Genomic DNA, 17,350 nt, shown 5'->3' with positions numbered 1-17,350 from the left:
TTTGCATAAATATATCAAATTAGCAATATATTTTAATGAAATTGACCATAAATAAAAAACCCAAAAGTCAATTTATCGACTTTTGGGTGATACGTTTTTGGTTTAAAATTTCTAAATAAGATCTAAAATTGAATCAACTGCTGGATAGCGTTCAACAGTGAAGCCTTCGCCATGTTCAGTCCCTATAATTCGACCTAAATTCCTAGCTCTGTAAGTAACACTGTCAATAAAATTGGAGCTTGAAATTGGAGTGTTTGGCTCCTTACTCCCTTGATCAAAAAATTGGGTTTTATAAGCTTTTACACTCTCTAACTTCTTCTCCATAAAACCAGAAATATCTACAACAAAATCTGGTTCTATATCGTACCACTGTATGTAGTGATAAATATGTTTTGGCCTCCATTCCTTTTGAGAATTACCTTCATAAATCGTTTCAATCTTTTTTAAGCCACTTAAAAAACAGGCATCACTCACAAGCCTACTTCCTTTTCCATGATCTATATGTCTATCGTGTATTGCATTACACAGGACTACGTCAGGTCTGTACTTGCGTAAGATTTTGATGATTTCTAATTGGTGAGCCGTATTATTTGAAAAAAAACCATCACTGAATTCTAGATTTTTCCTTACTCTTACTCCAAGAATTTCAGCAGCATTTTTAGCTTCTTGGTCCCGCGTTTCTGCAGTCCCACGTGTTCCAAGCTCGCCGCGAGTAAGGTCTAATATCCCAACTTTTTTCCCTTTGTCAACTTCTTTGGCTAAGGTTCCAGAGCAGCTCAATTCTACATCATCTGGGTGTGCTCCTATCGCTAATATATCTAATTTCATAATTTACTTTTTCGTCAATTGTTTAATCTTAATGTTGAAAGCTGCAAAAATTAGAGTAACAAATGGGCTCAAATAGTTGAAAATCGCATAAAAGAAATAATCTGCTACAGGCACTCCAAGTACGCCACTGTGATACGCTCCACAGGTATTCCAAGGAATTAGCACAGATGTCACCGTTCCAGAATCTTCTAAAGTTCGGCTTAAGTTTTCGGGGGCTAACCCTTTTTTCTCATAGGCTTTGGCAAACATTTTCCCAGGGACAACAATCGCCAAGTACTGATCTGAGGCGGTCAAATTTAAAACTAAACAACTAGAGACTGTACTAAAAAATAACCCAAAAGTAGATGTAAATAAATTCAAGAGGGCTTCACTTATTCTTTCCAAAGCTCCAATCGCATCCATAATTCCACCAAAGACCATGGCGCAGATAATCAACCAAATAGTCCCTAGCATACCAGCCATTCCCCCAGCAGAGAATAAGTCTTGTAAAGATTTGTTCTCTGTAGGGATAGTAATATCCACAGTAATTGCGTCTATAATTCCTCTATAAGCGGTTTCAAAGTTCAAGGTCTCCCCTCCTCCAATCATTTGAACGAGATCTGGCTGAAAAATAAGTGCAGCTCCAGCAGCCATAAGTGTTCCCAAAAGCAATGCAATAAGTGGAGGTGTCTTTTTTATAATTAACGCAATCACAACTACGGGAACTAGAAATAACCAAGGAGTAATGTTAAAAGAGGCGTCAATAGAACCCAGAATTTCTTCAGGATTGGTTTGTCCAGAGGTGTCTAAGTTAAGACCTATAATAATGAAAGCAATAAGGGTAACTATTATTGTAGGAACTGTAGTTATAGTCATATACCTAATGTGAGTAAACAAATCTGTACCCGCCATGGCAGGAGCCAAATTTGTCGTGTCACTCATAGGAGATAGCTTATCGCCAAAATATCCACCAGAAAGGACAGCCCCAGCCGTCATCGCTACAGAAACTCCAAGCGCTTCTGCTATACCAATTAAGGCGATACCAACGGTCGCCGAAGTCGTCCAACTACTCCCTGTTGCAATCGAGATCACGGAGCAAATGACTACGGTAGCTGCCAAAAATATAGTAGGGTTCAAAATTTGTAATCCATAGTATATCATTGTTGGAATAATACCACTCAGCAGCCAAGTTCCGGCGAGTGCTCCAACCATCAATAAAATAAGAATAGGCTCGGCAGTTGCCTTAATATTCTTAGCCACATCCTCAATCATCACTTCAAACTTAACTCCTTTAACAACTCCAACAATAGCTGCAACAGCTCCACCCATCAATAAAATAAACTGATTAGAACCTCCTAAGGAATCATCTCCATATATAAATACATTATAGGCTAGCATACCTATTAATGCTATAATTGGAATAAGGGCTTGCCAAATACTTAATCTTATCTTGGAATTGGACTGAATTTCTTCAGTATCGTTTGAGGCTTCACTCATGTTAAATATTTAAAATCGACGTAATGTTACAATTTTGTGACTTATTTCACAATACAAACCTATAGTTTTATCCACATCAGATAATCAATAGCCTTGCTTTCAAGAAGTTATTTATTTTTTCCATTCTCATTTTCTTAATAGGTCTTCTAATTTGCGTGAAGCTATCAAAACAAAGTCACTATCAAGAATTTAACAAGGTTTTCTAGCCTAGAAATTGTCCTTTAGTGAAGAAGGTGTAAATTTGTAATACTTTATTTTGAAACTAAAATTCGTAATATGAATACATACGATGTAGCCGTAATCGGCTCTGGACCTGGCGGCTATGTAGCAGCCATTCGCTGTGCACAACTAGGCATGAAAACCGTTATCATTGAAAAATACGCAACCAAAGGTGGAACCTGCCTTAATGTAGGCTGTATCCCCTCTAAAGCTTTGTTGGATTCTTCGCACCACTACGAAGACGCCATAAAAAACTTTGAAGAACACGGCATAGATATTTCCGGAGAGGTCAAGGTCAATCTGAAAAATATGATGAAGCGGAAGTCTGGTGTTGTCGATCAAACCACCAAAGGAATTGATTTTCTGATGGATAAAAATAACATAGAGTCTTACCAAGGTGTTGGATCTTTTAAAGACAAAACACACATTATCATTACTGATGCTGATGGCAAGGAGACTGAAATTGAAGCTAAAAACACCATTATCGCTACAGGAAGTAAGCCTTCTAGCTTACCATTTATCGATATTGACAAAGAAAGAATTATCACCTCTACCGAAGCGCTTTCTTTAAAAGAAATTCCAAAACACCTCATTATGATTGGTGGCGGAGTGATTGGTCTTGAGCTAGGACAAGTCTATAGAAGATTAGGGGCAGAAGTTACAGTCTTGGAATATATGGATCGCATCATACCTGGCATGGACAAAGACCAAAGCAAGGAGTTGATGAAAGCCATGAAAAAACAAAAAGCAAAATTTATGCTTTCTCATAAAGTGAAATCCGTGGAACGCAACGGAGATGAAATCACTGTGAAAGCTGATGATAAAAATGGTAAAGAAGTAGAATTCAAAGGAGATTACTGCCTAGTCTCTGTTGGAAGACGACCTTTTACTGATGGTCTAAATGCCGAAAAAGCTGGTGTTGAAATCAAAGAAAATGGCAAGGTGAAGGTGAATGAGAAATTACAAACGACGGCAGATAATATTTATGCCATTGGAGATGTCATTGAAGGCCTAATGCTTGCTCATAAAGCTGAAGAAGAAGGCACATTCGTCGCTGAAGTCATTTCGGGACAAAAGCCACATATCGACTATAATCTTATCCCGAATGTGGTTTACACTTGGCCAGAAGTAGCTTCTGTAGGTAAAAACGAAGAGCAACTCAAGGAAGATAACATCAAGTATAATACTGGTAAATTCCCAATGCGTGCCCTAGGGAGATCTAGAGCTAGTGGGGATGTAGACGGATTTGTAAAGATTTTTTCAGATAAAGAAACAGACGAAGTTCTGGGAGTACATATGGTTGGCGCCAGAGTAGCCGACCTTATCGCAGAAGCGGTGACCGCCATGGAATTTAGAGCTAGTGCAGAGGATATCGCGAGGATGAGTCACGCTCACCCAACCTATGCGGAAGCTGTAAAAGAAGCAGCCCTTGCCGCAACAGGAGATAGAGCTTTACACATTTAAAACTTCAATAAGGATTAAACTAACCGGTATAGAAATATATCGGTTTTTTTTTGCTGATTTTGTTAGCGTCAACCTAAAGTCTGTAGACAGGAAGCTCCAAGTTATCCTTGATTTAAAGCTCCGTCCTGAGTATACGTTAATTTCAATAGCTGTAACTTTGCTCAACATACTGTACCAAATTAAACCCATAATGTCGCAATAAATCGTTTCTTTTTCGCCTGATTTTTATCAAAAATAATTACCGTAACTAAGGCTATGCTAATTATTTTTTATTTCAATCAATCAAAAAATAATTCAATTAATTTATACGACATTATAAATTTAATTTGGTATTAATCATCTGAAGCCTTTTTAAAAAATGAAAATAGCTGGTATAGATTCCTGTCCATTGGGCTGGATTGTGATTTTGCATGACCAAAATGGATTTTCTAGTTTGGCCGTCACACAATTTTCAAAATTGGTCGACTTACACCCCGATCTAAGACGTGTATTTATAGACATTCCTATTGGTTTATCTTCTGAAGGTTTCTACAGAACAGTGGAAAGCTCTATGCGAAAGCAATTAGAAAAAAGAGCCTCTACCATTTTTACACCAGCTTGCCGAGAAGCTGTCTATGCCAAAAATTATGACGCCGCTCGAGAAATCAACAAAAGGGTTTTAGGAAAGAGTATTTCTATCCAAAGCCATAATATTTCTAAAAAAATAAAAGAAATCGATCAGTTTTTTCAGGAAAAATCAAACGCTTTAGAGATATATGAAAGCCATCCTGAAATTGTTTTCAAATACTTAAACGACTCTAAGGTGATCAACTCCAAGAAGTCGACAAAAGAAGGCTTTCAAGAGCGTTTTCAAGTTCTCATAAGCTTAGCTCCTGAACTGGAAGACCTTTACCATTCGATTATATCTTCGTATCCAAAATCGAAAGTAAAACCAGACGATATAATGGATGCGATGTCTCTTTGCATCTCAAATTCAAAAAGTGAAATAAACAATCTAAGGTTTATAGAAGATGAAAACCATACAGATGCTAATGGGATTTCAGTAAAAATCGCTTATTAACTTACTGTCCTGAAATAATTTCTTGAAAGATAGGTTTGAAGCCGCTTAAAAAGAATTCTATAGCGATTACCATAATGATAAGGCCCATTAAACGCATCAGAACATTATTTCCTGTTTGCCCTAATAGTTTTATGATTTTGCCAGCACTCAAAAGGATAGCTAGCGTGATACCAAGAACCACAATAATAGCTCCAATTAACACGGCTTGCATTTCTACCGTTTTAGCATCTTCCATCATCACAATGGCATTGGTAATAGCTCCAGGACCGCATATCATTGGGATGGCTAAGGGAGTGATAGAAATATCGTTGACATAAGTTTTAATCTCCGACTCTTGAACTTTCACTTTACCAAGTCTAGCTTGTAGCATATCCATACCCATCAAGAAAAAGATAATTCCTCCTACTACTCTAAAACTGTTCACCGATATGCCGAAAAATTTAAAAAGGATTTGACCCGTAAATGCAAATATAATAACGGTAACAAAAGAGGCTAAGATTGCTTTTTTGGCTGTAGCTTTTCGACTTTCTTTATCCAAATCAGAAGTCATTGTCATAAAAATGGGCATCACACCCAAAGGGTTTATGATGGTAAAAAAGGTAGTAAAGGAGAGAATCCCAAAACCTATCAATTCAGTCATTAGTAACGGATTAAGTTCAATTTAAAAATCCTGCAAAAGTATTTTGAATTTTCTGATTTGCAATGCGAATAATTTAAACTTTAAGATAAGTTTTTTATTCAAATTTTGAAGAATGAAAAGTTTGAATAAAGACTTTAAAAAACGTGCTTTTTTTCTTAAAAAACAGTTTACGAAAACGATTGAAATCTATACTTTTGTCGAAATTTTAAAAATCAATTCTTCCAATGACTCCATCACAAGTATACGAAAAGGAACTTTCTTTTCAAGCAGACCGAAGACGCGCTTCAGTAAAGTTTATTAGTATTGTTAACGACTTATGGTATGAAAAATCCATCGAACTCGTTTTATTTAGAAATTCTCTTATCAATAAAAATGTTGGAGAAATTTTAAAGCTCCACGAATACGCAGGTGCATTTGTCAATAAACCTATCTCTATTTTCGATTCTACAGAAATCGCAGAAGGGATAAAAAACCTCCATCTACCTCCATCCAAATTAGATATTGGAAAATTGACTTTTGAATATCTTCAAAATGAAAACAAAGATCAGGATGTGATGAGTTTTCTTTCCAATAAACTGAAAGACTCTCAAAGTTTTAATGCGATTACCCCCAAAGATGTTGTGCTTTACGGTTTCGGAAGAATAGGACGTCTAGTCGCTCGGGAACTGATGGCCAAAACTGGTAAAGGAAACCAATTGAGGCTTAGAGCTATCGTCACCCGAGGAAAAATCACTCAGGACGTTTTAGAGAAAAGAGCTTCCTTATTAAGAAACGACTCTATTCATGCCGATTTTAATGGAACCGTTCAAGTAGATCTAGAAAATTCTTCCCTTATTATTAATGATACTACGGTAAAAATAATTTCTGCTCAGCAACCGGAAGATATAGACTACACTGCTTACGGTATTCAGGACGCTTTAGTCATTGACAACACTGGCGCTTTTCGAGATAAAGAAGCTTTAGAAAGACATTTGTCGTCCAAAGGAGTGTCAAAAGTTTTATTAACCGCTCCATGTAAAGGCATTCCTAATATCGTTCATGGCGTCAACCATAAGGGGTATGATCCCAAAAAACATTCTATCTATTCTGCGGCCTCTTGTACGACAAATGCCATTACTCCAGTCTTGAAAGCCATAGAAGATAGTTTTGGTTTGGAGCATGGTCATCTAGAAACTATTCACGCTTACACCAATGATCAAAACTTGGTGGATAACATGCACAGCAAGTACAGAAGAGGTCGAGCAGCAGCTCTTAATATGGTAATCACAGAGACCGGAGCAGGAAAAGCAGTGGCTAAAGCCCTTCCACAATTGGAGGGTAAGCTTACATCTAATGCGATAAGAGTTCCAGTTCCCAACGGATCTTTAGCCATATTAAATTTGAATTTAAAGGACAAAGTCACCAAAGAAGCTCTAAATTCTAAAATTAAGGAATACGCCCTTAATGGTGAACTAGTGGAACAAATCAAATATTCTATAGATAATGAACTCGTCTCTTCAGACATTGTCGGGGTTTCTGCTCCCGCTATCTTCGATAGTCATGCGAGCATTGTAGATGAGAACACCAACTCCGTAGTTCTTTATATTTGGTATGACAATGAATTTGGATATAGCCATCAAGTAATACGATTGGCAAAATACATTTCAGAGGTCAGGCGATTTACATATTATTAGTCTCCCAAAAAATCCTTGAATTTCAAGGATTTTTATTTTTGATTTCGTTTTTATTAGCTGCATTTTAAATACTTTTGCTCAAAATCAAATTAGTATGAAACCATTACGCCTTTTAGCTATTGCTTTTTTTTGCACCAGCCTATCTTTTTCTCAAAACACAGAGGATAAAGAACAAGACCAACAGCCTTCAGCAATAGAAAGTCTTGAAACTGTAGTAGACGAGTCTAATAATTATCAGCAATATAAAGTTGTAGAAAAAGTTGAAATCAATGCTGCGATAAAAAAAGTTTTTACTGCTTTTGATTTATTGAATACTGAGATCTCTAATTTAAAAGACAGTATTCAATCTCAAGACAAACAAATTCAAAGTTTGAACACAGAAGTATCAGACCTGAATAAAGAATTGTCTAGTCTTCAAAACGAAAAAGATGAAATTGTATTTTTAGGAATGTCCTTAACAAAATCGAGTTATAAAACGATAACGTGGTCGATCATAGGCGTTCTTGTTGTTTTGTTATTCTTATTTATTTTCAAATACAACAGGAGCAACCTTCTTACCAAAGAAGCTAAGCAGAATTTAAAAAATCTAGATGCAGACTTCGAAAATTATAAACGGATCTCTTTAGAGAAGCAACAGAAACTGGGAAGAGAACTTCAAGACGAGAAAAATAAAGTTCAAAAATTGAATAAGGGTAATCAAAAATAATGTCCAAGACCGAAGGTTTTTATGAATTTTTGACTGAAGATACTGATGCTAGAATTTGCGAATCCATCCCGGATGATCAATGCACACATCTTCCGAAAAACTTTATATTAAATGTTTTTAATGGTAGCCTTACTAAATTTGCAGAAAAATTAATAAGTCCAGGGCTTACTCTACCTTGGATATTGAGCTTTCTTGGAGCACCACTTTTTCTTATCGGTATGTTGGTTCCTATAAAAGACATAGGTTCTCTTCTGCCACAGCTTCTTGTTAGCGGAAAAATAAGAGAGAAACGGAAACGAAAACCGTATTGGGTTGCTGCTGGATTTACCCAAGGCTTCTGTTTACTTGTTTCGGCAATTTTACTTGCCTTCCTCGATAACCAGACCTTGATAAGTTATGCTATTGTCTTCTTGTTACTTCTATTTAGTATAGCTTCAGGAGTTGGCTCTGTAAGTTTCAAAGACGTAACTGGAAAAACTGTCCCCAAAGGAGAACGAGGACAAATGTTGAGTTATAGATCTACATTTGGGGGCTGTCTAGCTCTTATCGCTGGAGGTACTTTGGTCTTTTTCCTAAAAGGAGAGGATAGTAAATGGCTGTACGTAGCTCTATTTGCTATCGCTGCCCTACTTTGGATTTTTGCCTCATTTATATTTTCGGCTATTAAAGAACAACCAGGTTCTACAGAGGGAGGAAGAACGCCTTTGGAAGAAATAAAAATTGGAGCTTCCTTGTTGAAGAAGGATTCATCGTACAGGAATTTCATCATTACTAGAGCATTATTGATGGCCATACCTCTCTTAGACCCGTTTTTTATTCTGCTTGCAAAAGATGTAAGTAAGGAAAACTGGAACTATTTAGGTTATATCATTGTTATTGGGAGTCTAGCACAAATAGTAAGTAGTCCTATTTGGGGAAGATTGGCAGATAGATCTAGTTTACAACTTATGAGAATTTCAGCGGGTTTGTCTATCTTAAGTATTTTATATGCGCTGGTTTTTGTTTATTTTGATAGCGAAACCCTCAATTTTTACTATTTTATGCCAGTCTTATTCATTAACGGAGTTGCTTATTCTGGAGCAAGGCTGAGTAGAAAAACGTACATCATAGATTACGCCCCAGAAAAAGAAAGGCCCACATATGTCTCTGTTGCAAACACATTAATTGGATTATTTACCATAGTAGCAGCTTCATTCGGCCTTATTGCACAACATTTTGGACTGGCCTACCAATTTTGGTTTTTCCTCTTACTCTTGGTCGCCTGTATAACATTGAGCTTCACACTCAAAAAAGTTTAAGAAATGCGAATAGATATCATTACTGTAGTTCCGGATTTGCTAAAGAGCCCATTTGAGGCTTCTATCCTAAAGAGAGCCATTGAAAAAAAACTAGTTGAAATTCATATTCATAATCTCAGAGATTATACCACGCTCAGTTATAAACAGATTGATGATTACCAATATGGTGGCGGAGCAGGAATGGTGATGATGGTAGAGCCTATCGACAAATGTATTTCTAAATTGAAAAGTGAAAGAGATTATGATGAAGTCATTTACCTCACCCCAGATGGAGAAGTTTTAAACCAAGCTATGGCAAATACGCTTTCCCTTAAAGGCAACTTAATTATGCTTTGCGGGCATTACAAAGGAGTAGACCAACGCGTAAGGGATCTTTTTATCACAAGAGAAATTTCTATTGGTGACTATGTCCTTTCTGGAGGAGAGTTGGCAGCAGCAGTCTTGTGTGATAGCATCATAAGACTCATCCCTGGCGTACTTGGAAACGAAACCTCTGCCCTTACCGATGCTTTTCAAGATAATTTGCTATCTCCACCCATCTATACAAGACCTTCAACCTACAAAGGATTGGAAGTTCCAAAAGTCTTATTGAGCGGACACCAAAGAAAAGTCGACGAATGGAGAGATGAAAAAGCCCTAGAAAGAACCAAAGAGCTCAGGCCGGACTTATTGAAGGAAGATTAAATTTAGGTTTGCATAAAACGAATTTTTATGTATTTTTGCAATCGCTAATTCAACCTCTGACGAAATGCGTGAATGTTGGTTTAGGTTATATTAAAACCCAATACAATGGATTTAGTAAAATTTGTACAAGACGAATTTGTAGAAAAGAAAGATTTTCCAGAATTTTCTGCTGGTGATACTATTACAGTATACTACGAAATAAAGGAAGGTCAAAAAACACGTACTCAGTTTTATAAAGGAGTCGTGATTCAGATTAAAGGATCTGGAGCTTCAAAAACCTTTACTATTCGTAAGATGAGTGGAACTGTAGGAGTTGAGAAGATTTTTCCAATTAACATGCCTGCCATTCAAAAAATTGAAATTAATAAAAAAGGTAGTGTTAGACGCGCTAGAATTTATTACTTCAGAAACCTTACTGGTAAAAAAGCAAGAATTAAAGAGAAAAGAACTAACTAGTTTATTTTTTCGATCTTTTAAAAAACCTTCTATTGAATTCAATAGAAGGTTTTTTTAGTTTTTAACAGCCTTATAACCGACTCCGCAAGGTTTTTAGATTTCAAATCTTTATCTTTGAGGGTTAAACAATTTTTAAAATAAATTATAATTCATGGAAGAATATAGCACAAAAATCATTTACACAAAAACGGATGAAGCACCAGCTCTGGCCACCTACTCTTTTTTACCAATTGTAAGGAGATTTACAGAAAGTGCCGGTATAAATATACTATCCAAAGATATCTCTTTGGCAGCAAGAATTTTGGCTACTTTCAGTGATTACTTAACTGAAGAGCAAAAAGTTGATGACAGCTTGGCTTATCTTGGAAAGTTAGCCAAGTCTCCTGAAGCTAATATCATAAAACTTCCAAACATAAGTGCTTCTGTTCCACAACTAACTGAAGCTATTAAAGAACTACAAGATAAAGGATATAAAATACCTAGCTATCCTGGAGATCCACAAAACGATAAAGAAGAAGATATAAAAAATAGATTTGAAAAAGTCTTAGGAAGTGCTGTCAATCCGGTTTTAAGAGAAGGTAATTCAGACAGAAGGGTTGCTGGTCCCGTAAAAGAATATGCTCAAGATCATTCACATAAATTAAAGGAATGGAGTAAAGAGTCCAAGACCCATGTTTCTACAATGAAAGATGGAGACTTTTATGGAAGTGAAAAGTCTGTTGTTCTTACTTCAGAAGATGACGTGAAAATTGTTCATACAGATGCTAACGGCAATCAAACTGTCTTGAAAGACAGCACAAAGCTTGAGGATAAAGAAGTTATAGATGCCTCTGTCATGAGTAAGAAGGCTCTACGTGAATTTTTGGCTGAAGAAATAAAGGATGCCAAAGAAAAGGATGTTTTGTTTTCCATTCACTTGAAAGCAACCATGATGAAAGTTTCGGATCCTGTGATTTTTGGTCACGCTGTTACAGTCTATTTTAAAGAGATTTTCGATAAATACGAAACAGAATTTGATCAGATTGGTGTAGATCCCACCAATGGTTTAGGTGATGTTTACAATAAAATCTCTAAACTTCCTGAAGAAAAGGCTAAAGCCATCATCAAAGAACTTGAAGAAGTTTACACTAATAAAGCGGATTTAGCGATGGTAGATTCCTCTAAAGGCATCACCAACTTGCATGTCCCAAGTAATGTTATTATTGATGCTTCAATGCCCGCAGCTATAAAAGCTGGAGGTAAGATGTGGAATAAACATGATAAGACTCAAGACATGAAAGCTGTTATACCAGATAGAAGCTATGCTGGAATATATCAACAAGTGATTGATTTTTGTCAGAAACACGGAGCTTTTGACGTGACTACTATGGGGAATGTTTCTAATGTAGGATTAATGGCCAAAAAGGCTGAAGAGTATGGTTCTCATGACAAAACGTTTATTATCCCTAAAGAGGGTCGTGTAGAAGTTTTAGACCATAACAATAAGGCTTTAACGACTCACGATGTAAAAGAAGGTGATATTTGGAGAATGTGTCAAACCAAAGATCTACCTATTAAAGATTGGGTAGGCTTGGCAGTTAGAAGAGCGAAAAAAACAGAGAATCCTGCTATTTTTTGGTTAGATGAAAATAGAGCTCACGATGCAAATCTTATCACTAAGGTGAATTTGTATTTAAAAGACCTTGATTTAACTGGTTTGGACGTACAAATCATGAGTCCAAAAGAAGCAATGCAATACACCCTAGAAAGAGTAAAAGAAGGTAAAGACACTATCTCTGTAACGGGTAACGTCCTTAGAGATTACCTAACAGACCTCTTTCCTATTCTAGAATTGGGCACAAGTGCAAAGATGCTATCTATTGTTCCATTACTTGCTGGTGGCGGTTTGTACGAAACTGGCGCTGGTGGATCTGCTCCCAAACACGTTCAACAGTTTTTAAAAGAAGGCCATTTAAGATGGGACTCTCTGGGAGAATTTTTAGCTCTTGCGGTCTCAATTGAAGATATTGCAGAAAAAACCAACAATGAAAAGGCAAAAGTTATCGCCAAAACATTGAATAAAGCAAATAGTCAATATTTGAAAAATGATAAATCTCCATCTAGAAAAGTCAATGAAATTGACAATAGAGGAACACATTTCTATTTAGCTTTATACTGGGCAAATGCACTTGCTGAACAAAGTGAAGATGCAGATTTAAAATCTGAGTTTGAAAAAGTAGCAAACTTTTTGGAAGAAAATGAATCTAAAATCAACGATGAGTTACTTAAAGCTCAAGGCCATAAGAACGACATTAACGGCTATTACTTTCCAGATGAAGATTTAGTCGCCAAACAAATGCGACCAAGTTCAACATTAAATTCGATTATTGATATTAAATAACTGAATTGGAACTTTGAATTCATTAAAAAAAGCCTCAAGAAATAAATCCTTGAGGCTTTTTTTTTAGTTTATTGTCATTAGAATTTAAAACCAAAAAAACCTTCAATTTGCATTGAAGGTTTTTGTTATAGTCTAAAAAGGAATTAAGCCTTTTTATCTTCTTTTTTGAATTTCTTGTATTTGCTTTTGAACTTATCAATACGTCCAGCACTATCAACAAGTTTAGTCTTACCAGTGTAGAATGGATGAGATGATCTTGAAATCTCAAGTTTTATAAGAGGATATTCTGCTCCGTCAACTTCAAGAGTTTCTTTGGTTTGGGCTGTAGATTTGGTTAAAAACACGTCATCGTTAGACATATCCTTAAACGCTACTAATCTATAATTTTCTGGATGTATTCCTTTTTTCATCGTATCGTCTTTACTAAATTATTTCAGGTTGCAAATTTAAATAAAAGAATCTATTATACAAGCAAATATTAGAAATGTTTGTAACTATCTATTCCAAATGGTCAAAGACTTGCTTTTCTATATTTAATTTCAGTGAATCTGGATCATTTAAGATACGAGATTCAATTGGAAGATAGAATAATTTCTCAGTAGAGAATTCAGTTTTTAACCTCATATAGTCTTTTTGGGTTGTCAATAGTAAAGGTAACTTTTGAAGTCTTTGTATTTCAGCAGCAGAGAATTCATGATGGTCTGGGAATTTTTCATGGCTAAACTTCTTATCCAAAGCTTTTAAATGATGGACTAAAGGGCTTGGGTTAGCAATACCAGTAACAAGGGTGAAATTATTAAAACTATTGATATCTATTTTTTGAAGTGTATTTGTAACAAATTCAGAATAGAGAATCGTAGAGAATAACAACTTTTGATAAGGCTTGGGCCTCAATTGCAGAGCAATATTTTTTTGCTTTGTTCTGCTTAAATCCTTTGGACACTTAGTGACTATAATCATGTCCGCTCGTTTTGCGCCCGTTTTAAACTCTCTTAAGTTTCCTGTGGGAAGCACAAAATCTCTCACATAAAGATCCTTATAAGTCGTGAGTACTATAGAAAAGTCTGGTTTTACTTTTCGATGTTGAAAGGCGTCGTCCAAAAGAATCATATCCAGTTTTGGATAAGCCCTTAGCAAATTGGAAATTCCCCTCTGTCGATTAGCATCAACGGCTACTTTTAAGTCTGGGAAGTTATTTTTGAATTGTAAGGGTTCATCACCAACGTCCGATGAGGAATGATTGGTGTTAACCTCTATAAATCCTTTAGTAGCCCTCTTATACCCTCGACTTAAGGTTGCTAAGTTATACTCTTCGCCTAACGTCCTCACCAAGAGCTCTATCATTGGAGTTTTTCCTGTGCCTCCTGTATTTAAGTTTCCCACGCAGATCACTGGAACCGAATAAGATTTCGACTTTAAGAATTTATGATTATATAAAAAATTGCGAATAGATAAAATGCAGCCGTAAAGGACAGATAATGGAAAAAGGAAATATCTAAAGTATTTCATGATTGCGAAATTATAATTTTTAAATTTAGACATTAAATTAATTTCACATGATTGTAAAAAATTTTACTGATGCTATAGAAGAACTGGCCCCTTCTTACTATGCTGAAGATTTTGATAATACAGGCCTTCTTATAGGAGAATTCACTACAGAGGTGACTGGTGTTTTAGTTACTCTAGACACGCTTGAAACTATAGTTGACGAAGCTATTGAAAAAAAGTGCAACTTGATTATTAGTTTTCATCCTATTATTTTTTCGGGCTTAAAGAAGCTGAACCGGAAAAACTATGTAGAGCGTGTGGTGCACAAAGCTATAAAACACGATATCGCTATATATGCCATGCATACCGCTTTAGACAATGTTTATAACGGGGTAAATGGTATGATGTGTGAAAAACTTGGATTGTTAAACACTTCGATCTTAATTCCAAAATCCAAAACCATTAAAAAGCTCACCACCTATGTCCCAAAGGCAAATGCAGAGGTCGTAAGACATGCTCTATTTGAAGCTGGCGGTGGTAATATTGGAAATTACAACTACTGCAGTTTTAATATTAACGGAACTGGGACTTTTAATGGAAATGAAGATTCCAACCCTAGCATTGGAACCCCTGGAGTTACTCAGTTTGAAGAAGAAGTTCAAATTAATATGACGTTTTCTTCTCATCTTGAATCTTCTCTCATAAAAGCACTTTTCAAGAGTCACCCTTATGAAGAAGTCGCCTATGAAATTGAAACTTTAGAAAACCTAGACCAACAGAGAGGAATAGGTATGGTAGGCGAATTTGAAATAGCTAAAACTGCTGAAGAAGCTCTTAGGCATGTGAAGTCTGTATTCAAGACCAAAACTATACGTCATTCCCAGTTTATTTCTAAAGACATAAAGCGCGTTGCGGTTTTAGGCGGCAGCGGAGCTTTTGCTATTGATCGAGCTAAAGCGGCGAAAGCAGACCTTTATATCACAGCAGATTTAAAATATCATGACTTCTACAGAGCTGAAAATAGCATCATTTTAGCAGATATTGGTCATTATGAAAGCGAGCAGTATACAAAAGATTTAATACATGCTTATCTTACGAAAAAATTTGCTAATTTTGCACTCGTTTTATCAAATAATAATACCAACCCGATTCAATATTTTTGATTATGGCTAAGAAAAAAGAGGTTACAGTAGAGCAGAAATTGAGAGCTTTATATGATTTACAGTTAATAGACTCACGTATTGACGAGATTAGAAATATGCGAGGAGAATTACCTCTTGAAGTTGAAGATTTGGAAGATGAAGTTGCTGGACTTACCAAAAGGATTGATAAGCTAGAGTCTGATCTTGAGATTACAGAAGAAAAAATTAAAGAGAAGAAATTGTTCATAGTGGAAGCGGAAGCTATGATCAAAAAATACAAAGGACAACAGGACAACGTTAGAAACAACAGAGAATTTGATGCGTTGACTAAAGAAGTTGAATTTCAAGAATTAGAAATTGAATTAGCTCAAAAACACATTAAAGAATTCTATGCTCAAATAGAACATAAAACTGTCGTGATTAAAGACGCTAAAGAAAAATTAGCAGAAAGACAAAATCACTTAGATCACAAAAAATCTGAGTTAGACAATATCTTGAAAGAAACTGAAAAAGAAGAAGATGCTCTTGCAATAAAGTCTGATAAGTTTAAAAAAGATATCGAAGAGCGTTTAGTGAAAGCTTATACTAGAATTCGCAAAAATGTGAAAAACGGTATGGCCGTCGTGACCATACAAAGAGGAGCTTCTGGTGGTTCTTTCTTTACCATTCCGCCACAAGTTCAAGTTGAAATTGCTGCTAGACGTAAAGTTATCATCGATGAACACAGTGGAAGAATCCTTGTAGATCAAGAATTGGCTAGAGAAGAAGAAGAGAAAATGGAAAAGATGTTTACAAAATTGTCGTAAATCCTAACCTAACTTATATCAAAAGCTCAAGTATATCTTGGGCTTTTTTTTATGTCAAAATTTAACTTGACCTTAAAAACAATCCTAGTTATAAATCCTATTTTTGAAGTAAAAAAGAATGAAATCATTTTATAGTTTAATACTACTTTCCATTCTATTTGTGAGCTGTGGAAAAGCTCAGAATTCCCAAACAACCAGTAAACTAACTTCAGAAAGTTTTTCTAATGACACGTATGAGAGAGCTTACTTTGCCAGCGGTTGTTTTTGGTGTGTAGAAACCATTTACGAGAGCGTAAGCGGTGTAAAAGAGGTGTTTTCTGGGTATTCTGGTGGGCATACCAAAAACCCTACCTACGAGTCTAGCAATACAGGTAGAACTGGTCATGCTGAGGCTGTAGAAGTTATTTACGATCCAAAAGTGGTATCCTTTAAAACTCTTATAGATGTGTATTTTGGATCTCAAAATGTCACACAACAAAACGGACAGGGCCCTGACATTGGATCGCAATACCGTTCTATTATTTTCTATCAAAACGAGGATCAAAAAGCGATTATTGATACTAAAATGGAAGCACTTTCCAAGGAATACAATAAACCCCTAGCTGCTGAGGTTATGGCTTTCGATAAATTTTGGATGGGAGAAGAATACCATCAAGATTATAAAGTAAAAAATCCTAATAATCCTTACATACGAAATGTATCGGTACCAAGGTACACTAGGTTTAAAGTTAGATTTCCGGAGTTGCTAAAACCAAAATCCGAACGCTAAAAAAGCAAATGACAGCAGCGTTTTGTCATTCCAACAGAGAAGCCCTTTTGCTTCGATGAGAAATCTCTTTGTCATTCCGACAGAGAAGCTGTTTTGCTTCGACGAGGAATCTTTGTGTTTTCGACAGAAAAAGATTCTTCAGTCGCCGAAAAGGCTCTTTCAGAATGACAGCAGCGTTTTGTCATTCCGACAGAGAAGCTAAAACCTAAATCCGAACGCTAATTCCAAATTTTAATTCACAAAAAATGCCGCACTATTAGC

16 protein-coding genes are annotated in these 17,350 nt (G+C 35.9%); 11 read left to right on the top strand and 5 right to left on the bottom strand.

What is annotated here, in order from left to right; all coding sequences use genetic code 11:
- Positions 1-111 precede the first annotated feature (111 nt).
- Positions 112-828 carry a bacillithiol biosynthesis deacetylase BshB1 gene (bshB1, locus tag PGOND44_RS11490; RefSeq protein ID WP_003442182.1) on the bottom strand — a complete coding sequence of 239 codons (717 nt, stop codon included), beginning with the start codon at positions 826-828 and terminating at the stop codon, positions 112-114.
- Positions 829-831: 3 nt separating this feature from the next.
- Entirely contained in the window at positions 832-2,304 is a 1,473-nt protein-coding gene (gene nhaC / locus PGOND44_RS11485; protein WP_003442180.1) for a Na+/H+ antiporter NhaC, read from the bottom strand.
- Between the two features lie 276 nt (positions 2,305-2,580).
- On the opposite strand from nhaC, the gene lpdA reads away from it, so the two are divergent.
- Together lpdA and PGOND44_RS11475 are read left to right on the top strand one after the other, a co-directional pair.
- Positions 2,581-3,987, top strand: coding sequence for a dihydrolipoyl dehydrogenase (lpdA, locus tag PGOND44_RS11480; protein ID WP_003442176.1), 1,407 nt, complete (start codon positions 2,581-2,583; stop codon positions 3,985-3,987).
- Positions 3,988-4,345: 358 nt separating this feature from the next.
- Positions 4,346-5,047, top strand: a complete 702-nt coding sequence (locus tag PGOND44_RS11475; RefSeq protein WP_003442173.1) for a DUF429 domain-containing protein — start codon at positions 4,346-4,348, stop codon at positions 5,045-5,047.
- 1 nt (position 5,048) lies between these two features.
- On the opposite strand, the gene PGOND44_RS11470 is transcribed toward PGOND44_RS11475, so the two are convergent.
- Positions 5,049-5,687, bottom strand: a complete 639-nt coding sequence (locus PGOND44_RS11470; RefSeq protein WP_003442170.1) for a MarC family protein — start codon at positions 5,685-5,687, stop codon at positions 5,049-5,051.
- 224 nt (positions 5,688-5,911) lie between these two features.
- On the opposite strand from PGOND44_RS11470, the gene PGOND44_RS11465 reads away from it, so the two are divergent.
- The 6 genes from PGOND44_RS11465 (at position 5,912) to PGOND44_RS11440 (ending at position 12,884) form a co-directional block, all read left to right on the top strand.
- Positions 5,912-7,360, top strand: a complete 1,449-nt coding sequence (locus PGOND44_RS11465) for a glyceraldehyde-3-phosphate dehydrogenase (RefSeq protein ID WP_003442166.1) — start codon at positions 5,912-5,914, stop codon at positions 7,358-7,360.
- Between the two features lie 94 nt (positions 7,361-7,454).
- Positions 7,455-8,066: a hypothetical protein gene (locus PGOND44_RS11460; RefSeq protein ID WP_003442164.1), complete on the top strand. Its 612-nt coding sequence runs from the start codon at positions 7,455-7,457 to the stop codon at positions 8,064-8,066.
- Positions 8,066-9,364 (top strand): MFS transporter, encoded by a 1,299-nt coding sequence (locus tag PGOND44_RS11455; RefSeq protein WP_003442162.1) that lies wholly within the window; start codon positions 8,066-8,068, stop codon positions 9,362-9,364. Before PGOND44_RS11460 ends, PGOND44_RS11455 begins: the two co-directional genes overlap by 1 nt.
- A 3-nt stretch (positions 9,365-9,367) precedes the next feature.
- A complete protein-coding gene (gene trmD / locus PGOND44_RS11450) occupies positions 9,368-10,048 on the top strand; it encodes a tRNA (guanosine(37)-N1)-methyltransferase TrmD (RefSeq protein WP_003442158.1) in 681 nt (226 codons plus the stop codon).
- A 105-nt stretch (positions 10,049-10,153) separates the two neighbouring features.
- Positions 10,154-10,504: a 50S ribosomal protein L19 gene (rplS, locus tag PGOND44_RS11445; RefSeq protein ID WP_003442155.1), complete on the top strand. Its 351-nt coding sequence runs from the start codon at positions 10,154-10,156 to the stop codon at positions 10,502-10,504.
- Positions 10,505-10,655: 151 nt separating this feature from the next.
- Positions 10,656-12,884 (top strand): NADP-dependent isocitrate dehydrogenase, encoded by a 2,229-nt coding sequence (locus tag PGOND44_RS11440; protein ID WP_003442152.1) that lies wholly within the window; start codon positions 10,656-10,658, stop codon positions 12,882-12,884.
- Positions 12,885-13,027: 143 nt separating this feature from the next.
- On the opposite strand, the gene PGOND44_RS11435 is transcribed toward PGOND44_RS11440, so the two are convergent.
- Together PGOND44_RS11435 and lpxK are read right to left on the bottom strand one after the other, a co-directional pair.
- Positions 13,028-13,294 (bottom strand): type B 50S ribosomal protein L31, encoded by a 267-nt coding sequence (locus tag PGOND44_RS11435; RefSeq protein WP_003442150.1) that lies wholly within the window; start codon positions 13,292-13,294, stop codon positions 13,028-13,030.
- 88 nt (positions 13,295-13,382) lie between these two features.
- Positions 13,383-14,393 carry a tetraacyldisaccharide 4'-kinase gene (gene lpxK / locus PGOND44_RS11430; RefSeq protein WP_003442148.1) on the bottom strand — a complete coding sequence of 337 codons (1,011 nt, stop codon included), beginning with the start codon at positions 14,391-14,393 and terminating at the stop codon, positions 13,383-13,385.
- Between the two features lie 47 nt (positions 14,394-14,440).
- Between lpxK and PGOND44_RS11425 the strand changes: the two genes are divergently transcribed.
- The 3 genes from PGOND44_RS11425 (at position 14,441) to msrA (ending at position 17,089) form a co-directional block, all read left to right on the top strand.
- Positions 14,441-15,535, top strand: coding sequence for a Nif3-like dinuclear metal center hexameric protein (locus PGOND44_RS11425; protein ID WP_003442146.1), 1,095 nt, complete (start codon positions 14,441-14,443; stop codon positions 15,533-15,535).
- A 2-nt stretch (positions 15,536-15,537) separates the two neighbouring features.
- On the top strand, positions 15,538-16,320 hold the full coding sequence (locus PGOND44_RS11420) for a zinc ribbon domain-containing protein (protein WP_003442142.1): 783 nt from the start codon (positions 15,538-15,540) through the stop codon (positions 16,318-16,320).
- A 118-nt stretch (positions 16,321-16,438) separates the two neighbouring features.
- Positions 16,439-17,089, top strand: a complete 651-nt coding sequence (gene msrA / locus PGOND44_RS11415) for a peptide-methionine (S)-S-oxide reductase MsrA (protein WP_003442132.1) — start codon at positions 16,439-16,441, stop codon at positions 17,087-17,089.
- The last annotated feature ends 261 nt before the right edge of the window (positions 17,090-17,350 follow it).

Source organism: Psychroflexus gondwanensis ACAM 44 (assembly GCF_000355905.1).
Classification (GTDB): domain Bacteria; phylum Bacteroidota; class Bacteroidia; order Flavobacteriales; family Flavobacteriaceae; genus Psychroflexus; species Psychroflexus gondwanensis.
Note: the sequence above shows the minus strand (reverse complement) of the source record. Positions and strands in the feature narration are given on the sequence as shown.

Excerpts from the sequence above, each read along its gene's own strand:
- PGOND44_RS11440 (WP_003442152.1), top strand. The coding sequence starts at position 10,656 with ATGGAAGAATATAGCACAAAAATCATTTACACAAAAACGGATGAAGCA.
- PGOND44_RS11465 (WP_003442166.1), top strand. The coding sequence starts at position 5,912 with ATGACTCCATCACAAGTATACGAAAAGGAACTTTCTTTTCAAGCAGAC.
- PGOND44_RS11425 (WP_003442146.1), top strand. The coding sequence starts at position 14,441 with ATGATTGTAAAAAATTTTACTGATGCTATAGAAGAACTGGCCCCTTCT.
- PGOND44_RS11470 (WP_003442170.1), bottom strand. The coding sequence starts at position 5,687 with ATGACTGAATTGATAGGTTTTGGGATTCTCTCCTTTACTACCTTTTTT.
- PGOND44_RS11475 (WP_003442173.1), top strand. The coding sequence starts at position 4,346 with ATGAAAATAGCTGGTATAGATTCCTGTCCATTGGGCTGGATTGTGATT.
- lpxK (WP_003442148.1), bottom strand. The coding sequence starts at position 14,393 with ATGAAATACTTTAGATATTTCCTTTTTCCATTATCTGTCCTTTACGGC.
- trmD (WP_003442158.1), top strand. The coding sequence starts at position 9,368 with ATGCGAATAGATATCATTACTGTAGTTCCGGATTTGCTAAAGAGCCCA.
- rplS (WP_003442155.1), top strand. The coding sequence starts at position 10,154 with ATGGATTTAGTAAAATTTGTACAAGACGAATTTGTAGAAAAGAAAGAT.
- msrA (WP_003442132.1), top strand. The coding sequence starts at position 16,439 with ATGAAATCATTTTATAGTTTAATACTACTTTCCATTCTATTTGTGAGC.
- PGOND44_RS11435 (WP_003442150.1), bottom strand. The coding sequence starts at position 13,294 with ATGAAAAAAGGAATACATCCAGAAAATTATAGATTAGTAGCGTTTAAG.
- PGOND44_RS11455 (WP_003442162.1), top strand. The coding sequence starts at position 8,066 with ATGTCCAAGACCGAAGGTTTTTATGAATTTTTGACTGAAGATACTGAT.
- bshB1 (WP_003442182.1), bottom strand. The coding sequence starts at position 828 with ATGAAATTAGATATATTAGCGATAGGAGCACACCCAGATGATGTAGAA.
- nhaC (WP_003442180.1), bottom strand. The coding sequence starts at position 2,304 with ATGAGTGAAGCCTCAAACGATACTGAAGAAATTCAGTCCAATTCCAAG.
- lpdA (WP_003442176.1), top strand. The coding sequence starts at position 2,581 with ATGAATACATACGATGTAGCCGTAATCGGCTCTGGACCTGGCGGCTAT.
- PGOND44_RS11420 (WP_003442142.1), top strand. The coding sequence starts at position 15,538 with ATGGCTAAGAAAAAAGAGGTTACAGTAGAGCAGAAATTGAGAGCTTTA.
- PGOND44_RS11460 (WP_003442164.1), top strand. The coding sequence starts at position 7,455 with ATGAAACCATTACGCCTTTTAGCTATTGCTTTTTTTTGCACCAGCCTA.